Source organism: Halospina denitrificans (assembly GCF_004364635.1).
In the GTDB taxonomy this organism is placed as follows: Bacteria; Pseudomonadota; Gammaproteobacteria; order Pseudomonadales; family Oleiphilaceae; genus Halospina; species Halospina denitrificans.
In genome coordinates, this window is the sequence record NZ_SOAX01000002.1 from 315,733 (window position 1) to 330,229 (window position 14,497).

General features: G+C 58.7%; 14 protein-coding genes. 4 read left to right on the forward strand and 10 right to left on the reverse strand.

Annotated elements, in window-relative coordinates:
- Window positions 1-9 precede the first annotated feature (9 nt).
- Window positions 10-891, forward strand: coding sequence for a glucosaminidase domain-containing protein (locus tag DES49_RS05105; RefSeq protein ID WP_133735306.1), 882 nt, complete (start codon window positions 10-12; stop codon window positions 889-891).
- A gap of 101 nt (window positions 892-992) precedes the next feature.
- On the forward strand, window positions 993-1,892 hold the full coding sequence (locus DES49_RS05110; RefSeq protein ID WP_133735307.1) for an acyltransferase: 900 nt from the start codon (window positions 993-995) through the stop codon (window positions 1,890-1,892).
- 47 nt (window positions 1,893-1,939) lie between these two features.
- On the opposite strand, the gene DES49_RS05115 is transcribed toward DES49_RS05110, so the two are convergent.
- Together DES49_RS05115 and DES49_RS05120 are read right to left on the reverse strand one after the other, a co-directional pair.
- Window positions 1,940-3,301 (reverse strand): DUF1329 domain-containing protein, encoded by a 1,362-nt coding sequence (locus tag DES49_RS05115; protein WP_133735308.1) that lies wholly within the window; start codon window positions 3,299-3,301, stop codon window positions 1,940-1,942.
- Between the two features lie 70 nt (window positions 3,302-3,371).
- Window positions 3,372-5,195 (reverse strand): DUF1302 domain-containing protein, encoded by a 1,824-nt coding sequence (locus tag DES49_RS05120; protein ID WP_133735309.1) that lies wholly within the window; start codon window positions 5,193-5,195, stop codon window positions 3,372-3,374.
- A gap of 154 nt (window positions 5,196-5,349) precedes the next feature.
- On the opposite strand from DES49_RS05120, the gene DES49_RS05125 reads away from it, so the two are divergent.
- Window positions 5,350-6,534 carry an acetyl-CoA C-acyltransferase gene (locus DES49_RS05125; protein WP_133735310.1) on the forward strand — a complete coding sequence of 395 codons (1,185 nt, stop codon included), beginning with the start codon at window positions 5,350-5,352 and terminating at the stop codon, window positions 6,532-6,534.
- A gap of 23 nt (window positions 6,535-6,557) precedes the next feature.
- Here the strand turns inward: DES49_RS05125 and zapE are convergent, their stop codons facing one another.
- Complete coding sequence (gene zapE / locus DES49_RS05130; RefSeq protein ID WP_133735311.1) at window positions 6,558-7,691, reverse strand: cell division protein ZapE; 1,134 nt, start codon at window positions 7,689-7,691, stop codon at window positions 6,558-6,560.
- 166 nt (window positions 7,692-7,857) lie between these two features.
- On the opposite strand from zapE, the gene DES49_RS05135 reads away from it, so the two are divergent.
- Window positions 7,858-8,316, forward strand: coding sequence for a Z-ring associated ZapG family protein (locus DES49_RS05135; protein ID WP_133735312.1), 459 nt, complete (start codon window positions 7,858-7,860; stop codon window positions 8,314-8,316).
- Between the two features lie 8 nt (window positions 8,317-8,324).
- On the opposite strand, the gene DES49_RS05140 is transcribed toward DES49_RS05135, so the two are convergent.
- The 7 genes from DES49_RS05140 to DES49_RS05170 form a co-directional block, all read right to left on the reverse strand.
- Window positions 8,325-9,083 carry a Nif3-like dinuclear metal center hexameric protein gene (locus tag DES49_RS05140; protein ID WP_133735313.1) on the reverse strand — a complete coding sequence of 253 codons (759 nt, stop codon included), beginning with the start codon at window positions 9,081-9,083 and terminating at the stop codon, window positions 8,325-8,327.
- 18 nt (window positions 9,084-9,101) lie between these two features.
- A complete protein-coding gene (hisC, locus tag DES49_RS05145) occupies window positions 9,102-10,169 on the reverse strand; it encodes a histidinol-phosphate transaminase (RefSeq protein ID WP_133735314.1) in 1,068 nt (355 codons plus the stop codon).
- A 7-nt stretch (window positions 10,170-10,176) separates the two neighbouring features.
- On the reverse strand, window positions 10,177-11,484 hold the full coding sequence (gene hisD, locus DES49_RS05150; protein WP_133735315.1) for a histidinol dehydrogenase: 1,308 nt from the start codon (window positions 11,482-11,484) through the stop codon (window positions 10,177-10,179).
- A gap of 4 nt (window positions 11,485-11,488) precedes the next feature.
- Window positions 11,489-12,136, reverse strand: coding sequence for an ATP phosphoribosyltransferase (gene hisG, locus DES49_RS05155; protein ID WP_133735687.1), 648 nt, complete (start codon window positions 12,134-12,136; stop codon window positions 11,489-11,491).
- A gap of 25 nt (window positions 12,137-12,161) precedes the next feature.
- Window positions 12,162-13,424, reverse strand: a complete 1,263-nt coding sequence (gene murA / locus DES49_RS05160) for a UDP-N-acetylglucosamine 1-carboxyvinyltransferase (protein WP_133735316.1) — start codon at window positions 13,422-13,424, stop codon at window positions 12,162-12,164.
- 30 nt (window positions 13,425-13,454) lie between these two features.
- Complete coding sequence (locus tag DES49_RS05165; RefSeq protein WP_133735317.1) at window positions 13,455-13,697, reverse strand: BolA family protein; 243 nt, start codon at window positions 13,695-13,697, stop codon at window positions 13,455-13,457.
- An 87-nt stretch (window positions 13,698-13,784) separates the two neighbouring features.
- Window positions 13,785-14,477 carry an MlaC/ttg2D family ABC transporter substrate-binding protein gene (locus tag DES49_RS05170; protein WP_133735318.1) on the reverse strand — a complete coding sequence of 231 codons (693 nt, stop codon included), beginning with the start codon at window positions 14,475-14,477 and terminating at the stop codon, window positions 13,785-13,787.
- Window positions 14,478-14,497 lie beyond the last annotated feature (20 nt).

The window sequence follows — 14,497 nt, forward strand, 5'->3', positions numbered from 1 at the left end:
GAGGAATCAATGGAGTCTCGCACCACCGCTGTCTTTGCTTTAATTGCCGCGATCCTCATCGCAGCCCTGGCCGCAGGCGCCCTCGTCGCCAGCCTGGATCTTGAAAAGACAGTGGATGTTCCGAAGATGGTTGAAAAACCGGAACTTCCCGGCTGGCGCTCGGCTCCCCTCCCCGATTTCACCCGGTACTCGGCGGGCACTGAGCGCAAGGAAGCCTTTTTCGGATTTCTCTTCCCGCGCATCGCTTTGGCGAATCTTGAGATTCTGAGGCAACGGGAAGGCGTGAAGGCCCTGCGGCGCATGGATGCGCTGTCAGAGAAGCAGAAAGAGTGGCTCAAGAGCCACGCCCTGCGTCTGCGGGTTCGCATGGACGACGACGCCTTTTTTGAAAAGCTTCTGAATCGCCTGGACATTGTCCCGCCTTCTCTGGTGATGGCCCAGGCGGCCAACGAATCAGCCTGGGGAACCAGCCGGTTTGCAACGCGGGGGAATAACCTTTTCGGCCAATGGTGCTTCACCCCAGGCTGCGGCATTGTGCCCGGCCAACGCACACAAGGCAGAAGCCACGAGGTAGCGGCCTACAAGCACCCCTACGCCTCAATACGAAGCTATCTGACCAACCTGAATCGTCATAACGCCTATACGCCCCTTCGGGAGCTTCGCGCCCGGAAGCGCCAGCGGAACGAGTTCACGGATGGCACCTACCTGGCCGGCGGTCTGGAACGCTACTCCGAACGTGGCAATGAGTACGTCCGTGAGATCAGGGCCATGATCAGTTTCAATGAGCTGGAGGCCTATGACGCCAGACTCAAACAACTCATGGATGCCGACGCCCCCCTTGCAGAGCTGGAAAAGACGGTCAGCGATTACCGGCAGCGCTACGCCAATTAGGAAAACAACTGTACGCCGGGAATTGGCACTTACCCCTACAGATGTATAATAGCAGGCCGTTGTAGTTCACGATCATTCATCGACAACATACGGCCCCTGCTATGCTGGATTTTCTGCCCGCACCCCTAAAGGGTGCTCTGGTCATCCTCCTTATCCTGATCAGCACACTGATCTTATATCCCTTGCTGCTGCTGTTGGCACTCATCAAGCTGCTGATCCCCCTGAGACCGGTGCGCACCCTTGCCACTCGAGGGCTGAACGGGATTGCCCGGATCTGGATTGAAAACAACAGCACCTTGATGCGGTTGTTCAACCGGATTGAATGGCACGTCGAGAACAACGCAGAACTCAGTCGCGAACGCTGGTATTTCGTCACCTGCAATCACCAGTCCTGGGCAGACATCATGGTGGTGCAGAACGTCCTCAATCAGCGCATCCCCCTGATGAAATTCTTCCTCAAGAAGGAACTGCTGTGGGTACCGCTTCTGGGGATCGCATGGTGGGCCCTGGACTTCCCCTTCATGAAGCGCTATTCCCGTGAAAAACTCATGAAGAAGCCCGAACTCCGGGGCAAGGATCTCGAAACCACCAAGCGTGCCTGTGAGAAATTCGAGTACACTCCCGTCGCTGTCTTCAACTTCATGGAAGGCACACGCTTCACACCCGAAAAGCATGCCCAGCAGTCCTCGCCCTATCGTCATCTGCTCAAGCCCCGTGCGGGAGGCACTGGCTTTGTTCTGGGTGCCATGGGGACCAAACTGCAGACCATGCTCGACATCACCATCGTCTACCCCGATGGGGTTGGCGGGATCTGGGATTATCTCAGTGGGCGCATAAGGCGAGTGGTCGTTCACATCGACCAGAAAACGATTCCACCTGAATTCCTGGGCTGCAATTACAACGAGGACCGCGAGTTCCGAATCAACTTCCAGAAATGGGTGACCGCCCTTTGGGAAGAAAAGGACGAGCGGATCGAGTCACTTTACGCCCGCTATTCATAACACAAAAAACCCCGCCGAAGCGGGGTTCTTTGTGGAGCGACAACTGATCAGCGCCGACCGGACCGGCGCAGAGCCGACGGTGTAAAGTCTCTGGAACGACGCTCAATGCCGAACTCGTAGGGATCCTCTATTTCATTGGTCAGGCCAAGTGCGAGGTACCGGTTTGACAGCGTGTCATAGATGACCTCAAAGGCAAACCAGGGAACCTTGACGTCATAGAGGAACATGTTGTGCCCCTCGGAGACACGCCAGAGTTCGCCACGTCCGTCATAATGATCAATGACCGATGCCGTCCAGGTATCCTCATCAATGTAGAAATCGCGCTGGGCGTAGATGTGACGCGCCCCTTCCTGCAGGGTTGCCCGCACATGCCAGACCCGGTGAAGCTCATAGCGGGCATGGTCCTGGTTGACGTGACCCGCATGGACAATCTCATCATAGCCCAACTCGGGATCATCAAACTGATAGGAATTGTACGGTATGTACATCTCCTTCTTTCCGACGAGTTCCCAGTTGTAGCGATCCGGCGCGCCATTGAACATATCGAAGTTGTCAGAGGTCCGCAGTCCGTCTGACGCCGTGCCCGGCCCATCATAGGCAACCTGGGGCGCGCGGCGAACACGACGCTGGCCGGCGTTATACACCCAGGCACGACGGGGTTCCTTCACCTGGTTGATCGTCTCGTGCACCAGCAGTACGTTACCGGCCAGGCGTGAGGGAGCCACTATCTTCTGCAGGAAATAGAACAGGACGTTGGAGTCCTGGCCCGGCTCATAATCCTGAAGCGACGCCCGCCACGCCAGTTCCTCATCGAAACGAACCGGTGTGTAGTCGCCATCTTCCTGAGGTGTTACCTGGTGGATCTCCCGAGCAACGGAACCGCCACGATAGCGCGTAATGTGATTCCAGATAATCTCGAGGCCGCTGCTCGGAATCGGGAATGGTGTGGTAGCCTCAAAGTCATTGAGACCATTACCGCTTTCCACCAGCGTCGTATTCACGGCATTTTTCTTGACTGTGTCGAAAACCTCCTGGGGATAGGTCGCGGTACGACGGGTCTTGTAGACCGGCATCTTGTAGTCGTCGTATTTCTTGATCATCTTGATCTGGCCGGGGGACAACCGGTCTTCATATTCGTCCACGTTGCTCTGGTCGATAACAAAAAGCGGTTCGTCCTCTGGGAACGGATTCACGTAATGGCCGTCTTCCTCGTAACTTTCCGGCACTTTCGTCAGGCCGCCGTCCCATGCCGGAATCTCGTCACCATTCCCTGCGCGCTCAGCGCCCATGGGCGTCAGTTCCTTGCCCAACCGCTCTGCCTCTTCCGGCGACACCTTGGCAATTGCCGGCGCCGCAGCGAGTGACATTGCAACAATCCCACTCGCCAGAGCCTTCATTCTGAATGTCATTAGTCGTCTACCCTTATTAGACCGTGTTTCAATTTATTATATTACGGCGTGCCGGCCTGTGATGCCTCCCTCAGAAGGCATAGCTCAGGCTTGCAGTCACATTATCCCGATCGGCCATCGCATTGTAGTCTCCGCCAAAGAAGCTCGAATACTTGATCGACGCCTCGTAATTGCTCTTGTACTCAGCGGTCAGACCGATGGACGCAGACTTCTGGTCTTCGCTGAACGCACCACCGGGCTCAAGCGAATTGCCGTTAACGTCGTGGTAGAAAGAGAACGTTGGCTTGAGGTTTGCGCCCATAAAGGCGTTGTTATACATCAAGCTGCCCGCGAGCCGATAACCCCACGCAAAGTCGGTAACGAATCCGTCGGTCGTACAATTGCTCGGGTTAATGTTCTCCTGTTCACAGGTCGTTGAGAAACCGCTCGAATCGAAATCCCCCAGGCCGTAGATACCGGAACGCCCATAGCGAGCCTCGGACTTGGGAGGCAGGTCATGAACATAGGTCATCCCCACCTCAGCTATGAAGCTGAGACGGCTTGCCCCAAAGACGCGGTCGAAGAACTTGATGAACGTGGCCTGGGCCTGTGAGGTCTTGAAGCGGTCATAACCTTTTGTCCGCGCACCCTGAAGCTCCGCCACCTTTGCTGGATCACCACCATCGGTCCGTTGCTGGTACAGCTTCGAGAATGGCTCCTGCTGGCCACCGGTGATCAGCTGAAAGGCGTTCCACTGAATCGGCATATTCTCACGGAAGCTGTATTCAGCCCCGACAGACCAGCCACCCGGGATGTTGGTATTCATGCTGATGCCGTACAGCTTGATGTCTTCCGGATAATCAATGAAGTAGCTGGGCAGCGTCTCACCGTTGGCGGGATCACTCACACGCCCACTGACGTAGGGCAGGCGGCTGTGATACCGAACGTGATAAAGCCCAAACTCGGTTTCACCCAGTTCCGGCGAATACCACTGGAGCGCGACACCAAACTGATCATCACCATCGGGACGCCGGTCCCCCTCGCGCTCAATCACGGCACCGAAGTTCTCATCCGCCACACGTTCACTCACCTGGCCAAGACCGTAAACCGGCCCGCAGCCATCAGCGGTAAAGTCATTCGTGGAGAAATAGGTACCACAATCATCAATCTGGGTAGGCTCCCAGTCAAACTGCAGGTAAGCCTGAACCGTCAGCGACTGCGTAATACCGGCAGACGCATAGAAGGCCTCAATCGGAAGCAGCGCTTCCCTGAGTTCGGACCCCGGGGAGCGGATGGCACCCACATCAATCGGGTTGGTGGAATTGATGCCACCCTGGATGAACGTGCTTTCACCCCAGTTAAAAACCTGACGGCCATACCGCAGGCTCACCGGTACTTCCCCAACATTCCAGTCAGTCCACACGTACGCGTCGAGAAGCTCACCTCCGGAGGCATTATCCTTGCCGTCTTCGCTGATGGTCTGTCGGCCATCACGCGTAAAGTCGTCATCCTTGACGCGGAAGTCATACCAGTAGCGACCACGCACAAAACCGCCTGCCCGGGTAAGGGAGCCCCCATAGTAGTTGCGGTTCAGGTAGAGTTCGCTGGTGCCACGGATGATTTCGGAATAGGTGTCGCCGGAATCGAAGTTCAGGTTGCCATCATCGTAGTTGGTCGAGGACGCACCGGTGGTATCGCCAGCCGATACCCCGTCCAGGTTGCCCTGGCCAATCAGGTCCTTATCGCGGCTCTCGGTCCGCCAGCCGGCGGCGGCGGTCAGCTGGGTGTCGAAGGCGCCTTCCATCTCGCCAACGTTGAAATTGAAGGCACTGACCGGAGAGGCCAGGCCGGCGGCAATGGCGGCAGCCAGCGGCATCTTGACCCATTTCTGCCACTGTTGTGTTCTTTTTATCATTGAACGCTTCTCCGTTTATCTGGATCGCTGCTCTGGTATTGTGGGTTACTACAGATTGACCTTCACTATAGACACAAAATCCAGAATCAACCAATTTTCGGTCACAGATTTTTTAGCGCCCGTGACCGGAAGCCGCTGTAACCGGAGATAGAATATGAGTGCAGATCCCATTATCATTGCCGGAGCAACACGCACCCCTATGGGAAGCTTTCTCGGCAGTCTTTCACCGCTGAGTGCGCCACAGCTTGGTGCGGAAACAATACGCCGTGCCCTATCCCAGGCAGGCATCCAACCCGAAGCCGTCGATGAAGTCATCATGGGCAACGTCCTGCCGGCCGGCGTGGGTCAGGGGCCGGCACGTCAGGCCGCCAGAAAAGGCGGACTTCCCGATGGATGCGGTGCCACAACCATCAATAAACTGTGCGGCTCGGGCATGAAGGCAGTCATGTTCGGGCATGACCTGCTGCGCGCCAGCAGTGCCGGAATCGTTATGGCGGGCGGCATGGAAAGCATGTCCAATGCCCCCTATGTGCTCCAGGGGGCGCGAAGGGGCTATCGGATGGGGCCGGGGCAGCCGCCCCAGGACCACATGTTCCTGGATGGACTCCAGGATGCGGAAACCGACCGCCTGATGGGGGCCTTTGCCCAGGAGACAGCAGACCGGGAGGGTTACTCCCGAGAGGCCATGGACGATTTTGCCATCCGCTCCCTGCAGCGTGCCCGGGAAGCCATTGAACAGGGGTGGCTGGCGCCGGAGATGACACCGCTGAGCGTTCCCGGGAAAAAGGAAACACTTGAGGTCAATGATGACGAACAGCCAGGCCAGGCCGACCTGGAGCGCATCCCTTCAATGCGCCCGGCTTTTGCAAAGGATGGGACCATCACTGCGGCCAATGCTTCTTCCATTTCCGACGGCGCCTCCGCCCTGATGCTGATGCCCGAGTCCCGGGCCGCATCAGAGGGCGTTACGCCGTTGGCGCGGATCCACGGCCATGCGACCTTCTCCCGGCATCCGTCGGAATTCACCCTGGCCCCGGTTGGCGCCATCCAACGGCTTCTTGAAAAAACCGGCTGGGCCGCTTCGGACGTCGACCTCTTCGAGATCAATGAGGCCTTTGCTGTCGTCACCATGATCGCCATGGACCAGCTCAGCCTGCCCGCCGATAAGGTGAATATCCATGGCGGCGCCTGCGCCCAGGGGCATCCTATCGGCTCCACCGGTTCAAGGCTGATTGTGTCGCTGATTCACGCGCTGCGACGCACCGGCGGCAAGCGGGGCATCGCCTCACTCTGCATCGGCGGGGGCGAGGCCACGGCCGTGGCTATTGAGTGCTTATAGAACGAACCATCACAGAGCCAACCTCAGGCTTTATGCGGCAACTCCAGGTAGTCGCGCGACTGCATTTCCAGCAGCCGCGACTCCGTCCGTTCAAACTCGAACGCGAGGTTGGTGCCGCGATACAATTCGTGGATCGGTGCCTCGGCTGACAGAATCAGTTTAACGCACCGGTCATAGAACTCATCGACCATATTGATGAAGCGCCGTGCACGGTCATCCGAGTTCGCATCCATCACCGGTACACCACTGACGATCACGGCGTGGAATTCCCGGGCGAGCTCGATGTAGTCGTTCTGGCTCCGGGGTCCATCGCACAATTCCTGGAACTCGAACCAGACCACATCGTCCGCATGGCGACGAGCCCGTATGAAACGGCCGTTAACCTCCAAATCCCGTTCATGATCCCCCCCTTCTATGGCCAGGTCGCGGTAACTCTTTTCCAGTCCCGTCTCCGCCACCTCATCAAGCGGCCAATGGAAAAGCTGGGCCTGCTCCAGGGTCCGCAACCGGTAATCGACACCGCCATCAATGTTCAGAACCCTGGTGTAACGGTTCAGAAGATCAATGGCGGGGAGGAACCGAGCCCGCTGCAAACCGTTCCAGTAGAGCCCATCCGGTTCAATATTGGAGGTGCATACCAGGGTAACGCCCCGGTAGAAGAGTCCCTTGAGCAGATTGGCCAGAATCATGGCATCACCGATATCGGAAACAAAGAACTCATCGAAGCAGATCACCCGCGTCTCCCGGGCGAAACGCTCGGCAATCGCATCCAGCGGGTTGCTGTAACCTTCCATTTCCGCAAGCTCGCGGTGAACCCGCTGCATAAAGCGGTGAAAATGGATCCTCATCTTGCGTTCGAACGGTAGCGACTCGTAAAAGAGATCCATGAGGTAGGTTTTGCCGCGCCCCACCCCACCCCAGAAATAAAGCCCGGTTACGGGCGTCTCACGCCCGCCGTGCAGCCAGCGCCCCAGGCGCTTCATTGGTTTGTTGAGCTGCTCCTCGGCCCGGATCAGCTCCCGATAAAGCGCATCGAGGTGCTGAATGGCAAGCTCCTGGGCCGAGTCATGCTGGAACCCCGCTTCATTCTGATCGCGCCGATATTGCTCCAATGGTGTTTCGGGCCTTTGGGACGGCATTTCCTGGCTGTTTTCCATGCACTCCTCGATGCGGTTCAGGGAGGGCTCATTATCCGGATTTTTGCGCCGGTCTCCAAACCCGTTAAGCTGGGGCTGTTGCCGGGAGACGCTTTGTCATACCATGGTGCTCACACCACGCTCCCGGTAGAATCCGGTAGATACCAGGCAATATAAGGATCATGATATGGAGTCCATGCTTGTGGTCGGCATCGCGGCACTGGCTATTGGCCTAGCCCTTGGCTGGGGCATCGCGCGAACGACCGGCAACCGTAATGTGCGCCAACGGCGACTGGCCCAGCAGCTCGACGCCCTGCAGACAGAGCACACCCGTTACCAGGCGCAGGTCAACGAGCATTTCATGGAGACCGCCGAACTGATTCGCCGACTCAATGACTCCTACCGGGATGTCCACCAGCATCTGGCCAAGGGCGCGAGCAAACTCTGCACCGAAAATGATGCCCGACAGGAGCTTGAGCAGGCCCGACAGGACAACCAGCTCGCCTATCAGAACCAGGAAGACGACGACGGTGTGGAACCTCCCCGGGATTACGCGCCACGCAATGACAATGTTGACAATGGCACACTCTCCGAGGACTACGGGCTTTCCGAGAAGGCGGAACGGGAAGAACGCTCCGGAACCTGAGCCCGCCCTCAGGCCGGGCTGGGGTCATCGATAAAGTGATGCTCAATTCCAAGCGCGCTTTCGAGCGCTGCGCCGAGCGCCTGAACTCCGTGCCGCTCGGTGGCATGATGCCCGGCGGCATAGAAGTGGATGCCGTTTTCCCGGGCACTGTGAACCGTTGGCTCGGAAATTTCACCGCTGATATAGGCGTCCACGCTCAGCCCTGCTGCACGGTCGATCATTCCCTGGGCACCACCGGTACACCATGCAACACGCTTTATGATTTCAGGACCGCCGGCGACATGGAGGGGCGTCTGAGCCAGCCCGTCCTCCATACGCCTCCCCAATGCCTCGGCAGAAACCGGCTCGTCGAGCTCGCCTTGCCATAGCAGTTCGCGGGGATCATCGGTCACCGGCTCGGGATTGCGTACGCCAAGGGTCGCCCCCAGGCAGGCGTTATTGCCCATGGTTCGATGGGCGTCCAGTGGCAGATGATAGGCCACCAGGGAAACATCATTGGCCAGTAGCGTGCGTATCCGGCGCTGCTTCATGCCGCGGATACAGGGATCCTCCCCCTTCCAGAAGTAGCCATGATGAACCAGGACCATATCCGCACCGGCCTCGATGGCCTGTTCCAGAAAACGCTGACTGGCGGTAACACCGGAAATCACCCGGGCGACCGGGTGGCGCCCCTCAACCTGAAGCCCGTTCGGGCAATAGTCCTGGAACCGGTCCGGCTCCAGCCACCCATTCAGTGTCTTTAGTATGGTATCGCGATCAGTGCCCATGACGCTTCCGCTCCCGATTCACTGCAACCGTTCAAGAATCTCACCCAGCGCCTTGACCAGCGCATTGGTCTGCTCCCGGGTGCCTACGGTAATGCGAAGAAAATCCCGAATCCTCGGCTTATCAAAGTGGCGAACGATAATGCCATAATCACGCAGATGCGAGGCCAGGACATCGCCGCTACCAGCCGGATGCCGACACAGGACAAAGTTGGCTGCTGACGGTAATACCGTAAAGCCCTGTGCCTCCAGAGCCTCGACCATAAAGGCCCGCCCATCGATCACCAGATCCCGGCACTGCTGAAAGTAGTGATCGTCCTCAATGGCGGCAATGGCCCCAGCCTGTGCGAGACGATCCAGTGGGTAGGAATTGAAGCTGTTCTTGATGCGGCTCAGCCCATCGATCAGGTGTGCTTGACCGAGGGCGAACCCGACCCTCAAGCCTGCCAGCGAACGGGACTTTGACAGTGTCTGGGTGACCAGAAGATTCGGGTACCGGTTAATCAGGCGACTGGCGCTTTCGCCCCCAAAATCCACATAGGCCTCATCGACCACAACGACCCGTTCCGGGTTCGCTGCCAGGATCGTCTCCACCGACTCGAGCGGCAGGAAGATCCCCGTGGGCGCGTTCGGGTTCGGAAAGATAACGCCACCATTGGGCGGCTGGAAACCATTCGGGTCAATACGGAAGTCCTCATCCAGCGGACAGGTCTTGCCCTCCAACCCGTAAAGGCCGCAATAAACCGGATAGAAGCTGTAGGTAATGTCCGGAAACAGAACGTGTTCATCCGGCTGGAATAACCCCTGGAAGATAAAAGCCAGCACTTCGTCCGACCCGTTGCCAAGGAAAACCTGACTGGCATCCAGGCCATGATAGCCGGCAATGACGTCCCGCAGCCTTTCACCTTCCGGATCCGGATAAAGACGCAAAGACTCGTCCGCTGCCGCCTGGATCGCTTCAATCACCTTTGGAGAAGGGCCGAAGGGGCTCTCATTGGTATTGAGCTTAACCAGGTTGGGCACTTTTGGCTGCTCGCCGGGCACATAGGGCTTGAGCTCATGCACCCGGGCATTCCAGAAACGACTCATGGCAGCCTCAGGACCGCAAGCGGTATTCGGCGGAGCGCGCGTGCGCGGTAAGCCCTTCGCCCCGGGCCAGAACGGAGGCGGTACGACCCGCCTGCGAGGCACCCTCGCCCGTAAAGTAGATCACGGAGGAACGCTTCTGGAAATCATAGACCCCCAGGGGCGATGAGAAACGCGCCGTTCCGCCGGTGGGGAGCACGTGGTTGGGGCCCGCACAATAATCACCGAGAACTTCCGCCGTGTAGGATCCCATGAAGATGGCGCCCGCGTGGCGGATCTCCGCAAGCAGGCCATCCGGATCAGCAACGGAAAGCTCAAGGTGCTCGGGGGCAATGCGATTACTCACATCCGCTGCCTCCGAGAGAGAGGCTACCTTGATGAGCATGCCCCGATCCTCGAGAGAGCGCCGGATGATCTCCGCCCGCTCCATGGTCGGAAGCAGCTTTTCCATGCTCTGGTGCACCCGGTCCAGGTAGTCCGCATCCGGGGAGACCAGAATGGACTGCGCCTGCTCGTCATGTTCTGCCTGGGAGAAGAGATCCATGGCAATCCAGTCGGGATCGGTGGTGCCATCGCCAACGACCAGGATCTCGGAGGGACCGGCCACCATATCGATGCCAACGATCCCGAAAACCTCGCGCTTGGCCATGGCAACAAAGATGTTCCCGGGGCCAACAATCTTGTCCACGGCGGGGACCGTCTCGGTTCCATAGGCCAGCGCGGCGATGGCCTGCGCCCCTCCCAGCGTGTAGATCCGGTCCACACCGGCAATAACGGCCGCGGCCAGCACCAGGTCGCTGAGTTCACCGTCGGGTGCGGGTACCACCATGACCACTTCTGACACACCAGCCACCCGGGCCGGGATCGCGTTCATCAGGACCGACGAGGGGTACGCGGCCTTGCCACCCGGCACATAGAGGCCTGCCCGATCGACGGGCAGGACACGCTGGCCCAGGCGGGTCCCGTCTGCCTCCTCATACTGCCAGGACTCGGGCCGCTGCTTTTCGTGATAGGCCCGGATCCGGCTGGCAGCGTGCTCAAGCGCCTCGCGTTCATCAGCGCCAATCGCGTCCAGTGCACGATCAAGACGCTCCCGGGAAACCTGCAGGTCTGAAACCGAGGCCGCATCAAGGCGGTCAAGGCTGGCCGTGTAACGCAGAACGGCGGCATCGCCCTCGGTACGCACCGCATCCAGGATCTCCCGAACCGTTTCCTGCACTTTCGGGTCAATGCTGTCGTCCCAGGCGATCTTCTGATGCAGCTTCTGATCGAACTCAGCAGAACCGGTATCAAGTCGGGTAATATCAAGCGAGCTCATGGGACTACTCCGGTGTCTCTTTCCGGGACACGGCCTCAGCCATCTGATCAAGGACGGGCTGAAGCCTCTCGTGTTTCATTTTCATGGCGGCGCGACTGACAACCACCCGCGAACTGATCCAGGCAATGGTTTCCCTGGGCTCCAGGCCATTGGCTTTCAGCGTGTTCCCGGTGTCTACAATATCCACAATCTCATCAGCCAGACCCAGCAGGGGCGCCAACTCCATGGCGCCGTAGAGCTTGATGATATCCGCCTGTTTGCCTTCCGCCGCGTAGTATTCGCGCGCCAGCCGGGTAAACTTGGTGGCAACCCTGACCCGGCCCTCCGGCGGCGCCTGACCGGCAACACCCGCCGTCATCAGCCGGCACTTTGCAATTCTCAGATCCAGTGGCTCATACAGGCCCTCGCCCCCATGTTCCATCAACACGTCCTTGCCAGCCACGCCCATGTCGGCGCCGCCATACTGAACATAGGTGGGCACGTCTGTGGCCCTGATAATAAGCAGGCGCACCCCCGGGACCGTTGTTTCAAACACCAGCTTGCGGGACTTCTCCGGATCCTCCTCCGGCTCGATACCCGCCGCCGCCAGAAGGGGCAGCGTCTCTTCCAGAATACGCCCCTTGGACAGGGCAATGGTCAATTGGTCCGACATCATTCTACAAACTGCCTTTCAGTGTTCAGGCTGGTATCCGCCGGATCGTCGCCCCGAGAAGCTGCAGCTTTTCCTCGATGCATTCGTAGCCACGATCAATGTGATAAATCCGGTCAACAGTGGTTTCGCCCCGTCCCACAAGCCCGGCAATCACGAGACTCGCGGAGGCCCGGAGATCAGTAGCCATAACCGGCGCGCCCGTCAGATGGTCCACGCCCTTCACAATGGCGGTATTGCCCTCAAGCCCAATGTCCGCGCCCATGCGGATCATCTCCTGGACGTGCATGAAACGATTCTCGAACACCGTTTCCGTCACCCACCCTGTGCCTTCCGCAATGGCATTGAGCGCGACGAACTGCGCCTGCATATCCGTGGGAAAGGCCGGATAGGGCGCGGTGCGCACATTAACCGCCCGGGGACGACGCCCCGCCATATCCAGAGAAATCCAGTCACTGCCGGTCGCGATGTGCGCCCCTGCTTCTTCCAGCTTGAGCAGGACCGCCTCGAGGATATCCTCGCGCGTATCCTTGAGCATTACACTTCCACCCGTAGCAGCCGCTGCACACAGGTAGGTCCCGGTCTCGACGCGATCCGGCAGCACATCGTAATGACAGGGTTGAAGCCGGGGCACGCCGTGAATCTCAATGGTGGCCGTTCCGTAACCCCGGACATCGGCGCCCATGGCATTCAGGCATTCAGCCAGATCAACCACCTCGGGTTCCCGCGCCGCATTTTCAAGGATGGTTACACCCTCGGCGAGCGTTGCCGCCATCATCAGGTTTTCCGTGCCGGTTACGGTCACGGTATCCAGGAAAATATGCGCGCCCTTCAGGCCTTTGGGGGCATAAGCGTGGATGTAACCACTGTCCACCTCGATTTCGGCCCCCATCTGCTCCAGCCCCTGCAGGTGAAGGTTGACGGGGCGGGTGCCGATCGCACAGCCGCCGGGGAGCGACACGTGGGCTTCACCGAAGTGGGCCACCATCGGCCCCAGAACCAGGATCGAGGCCCTCATGGTCTTGACCAGCTCATAGGGCGCCGTCAGGTTCTTGATGCTGTTCGCATCCACCTCCACGCTCATCTTTTCATCAATGAGCAGTTCCACCCCCATGTTGCCCAGAAGCTCAATCATGGTGGTGACATCATGAAGATGCGGCAGGTTACCAACACTGACCTTGCCGTCAGCCAGCAGGGTCGAGGCCAGGATCGGCAGCGCCGAGTTCTTGGCTCCGGAAATCCGTATTTCGCCGTGGAGCGGCTGCCCGCCCTGAATCAGCAGTTTGTCCAATCGATTATCCCCTGACGGAATGCGCGGCCGTTACTGCTGGCGCGCCTGCCATTCTTCCGGTGTCATGGCCCTGATGGTCAGGGCGTGAATGGTGCCTTCGGCAAGCAGATCGTTCAGTTCCGCGTAGATGAGCTGCTGCCGCCTGACCCGGCTGAGGTCATTGAAACGCTCCCCGATCGCGATCACGAGAAACTTGTTGCCATCATTCTGAACCTCAATCTGGCAATCCGGTAACGCACTTGCCAGTCGTTCGCGAACATCCTCCGCCTGCATGGAAGCTCCAATCTGCCCGTATGAAAGCTGAGCATTATACCCTACCAGGCCGACTCATCACAGATGCGGCCTGACGCACTGGAGGCACTACTGGTCGGAAGCTTCCCCATCCTTGACGGCGTCTTCCAGGCCATCAATATCGGCTGCTTCGGCCGACCACTGGTCAATGACCGCGGCAACGTCACCATCCTGGGCCTGCATCTGCTGCTCGAACCGGTCCCGGAAGGCCAGACCGATATTGATGCCCTCGACGATGACGTTCTCCATCTGCCAGTTGCCCTCCTCGGGGCGGTACATGGAGTAGGCAACCCCATAACGCTCACCAGTGTCGGTAGTGATGCGCAGGTTCACGGTAGCCCTGTCATCATGGCGGGGGTTGATCTCAACACTTTCCACGGCAAGATCGAAGTCGCTGCTGTTGATACTGACCGCTGCACCACCGTAGGCGTCATAAAGACTGCGCCGAAAGGCCTCGACAAACTGGTCCCGCTGCTCCCCGGAAGCCTGTCGCGCATACTTGCCCATAACGCGCGCCGCGACCCGGCGGAACGCAACGAACTCACCGAGTGCCTGATCCATTTCCTCGTAGAAGGCCTCCCGATCCTCGCTGTACAGATCCTGGATCTTCCCGAGCCTGTCAACGAGATCTAACGTATTGTCTTCCACATATTCCCTGAGCGCTTCTTCCTCCGAAGACGCTGCTACTATCTGGAACGGCAGCACCAGCAGCGCGATCAACGCCAGAAAATGGGCCGCCCTATGGTATGAATGGTTTGTCACCTGCAGTCTCCTGTTGCTGT

Bases quoted from the DNA above. Each gene is read 5' to 3' on its own strand.
- DES49_RS05105 (WP_133735306.1), top strand. From the start codon at position 10: ATGGAGTCTCGCACCACCGCTGTCTTTGCTTTAATTGCCGCGATCCTC.
- DES49_RS05110 (WP_133735307.1), top strand. From the start codon at position 993: ATGCTGGATTTTCTGCCCGCACCCCTAAAGGGTGCTCTGGTCATCCTC.
- DES49_RS05115 (WP_133735308.1), bottom strand. From the start codon at position 3,301: ATGACATTCAGAATGAAGGCTCTGGCGAGTGGGATTGTTGCAATGTCA.
- DES49_RS05120 (WP_133735309.1), bottom strand. From the start codon at position 5,195: ATGATAAAAAGAACACAACAGTGGCAGAAATGGGTCAAGATGCCGCTG.
- DES49_RS05125 (WP_133735310.1), top strand. From the start codon at position 5,350: ATGAGTGCAGATCCCATTATCATTGCCGGAGCAACACGCACCCCTATG.
- zapE (WP_133735311.1), bottom strand. From the start codon at position 7,691: ATGGAAAACAGCCAGGAAATGCCGTCCCAAAGGCCCGAAACACCATTG.
- DES49_RS05135 (WP_133735312.1), top strand. From the start codon at position 7,858: ATGGAGTCCATGCTTGTGGTCGGCATCGCGGCACTGGCTATTGGCCTA.
- DES49_RS05140 (WP_133735313.1), bottom strand. From the start codon at position 9,083: ATGGGCACTGATCGCGATACCATACTAAAGACACTGAATGGGTGGCTG.
- hisC (WP_133735314.1), bottom strand. From the start codon at position 10,169: ATGAGTCGTTTCTGGAATGCCCGGGTGCATGAGCTCAAGCCCTATGTG.
- hisD (WP_133735315.1), bottom strand. From the start codon at position 11,484: ATGAGCTCGCTTGATATTACCCGACTTGATACCGGTTCTGCTGAGTTC.
- hisG (WP_133735687.1), bottom strand. From the start codon at position 12,136: ATGTCGGACCAATTGACCATTGCCCTGTCCAAGGGGCGTATTCTGGAA.
- DES49_RS05165 (WP_133735317.1), bottom strand. From the start codon at position 13,697: ATGCAGGCGGAGGATGTTCGCGAACGACTGGCAAGTGCGTTACCGGAT.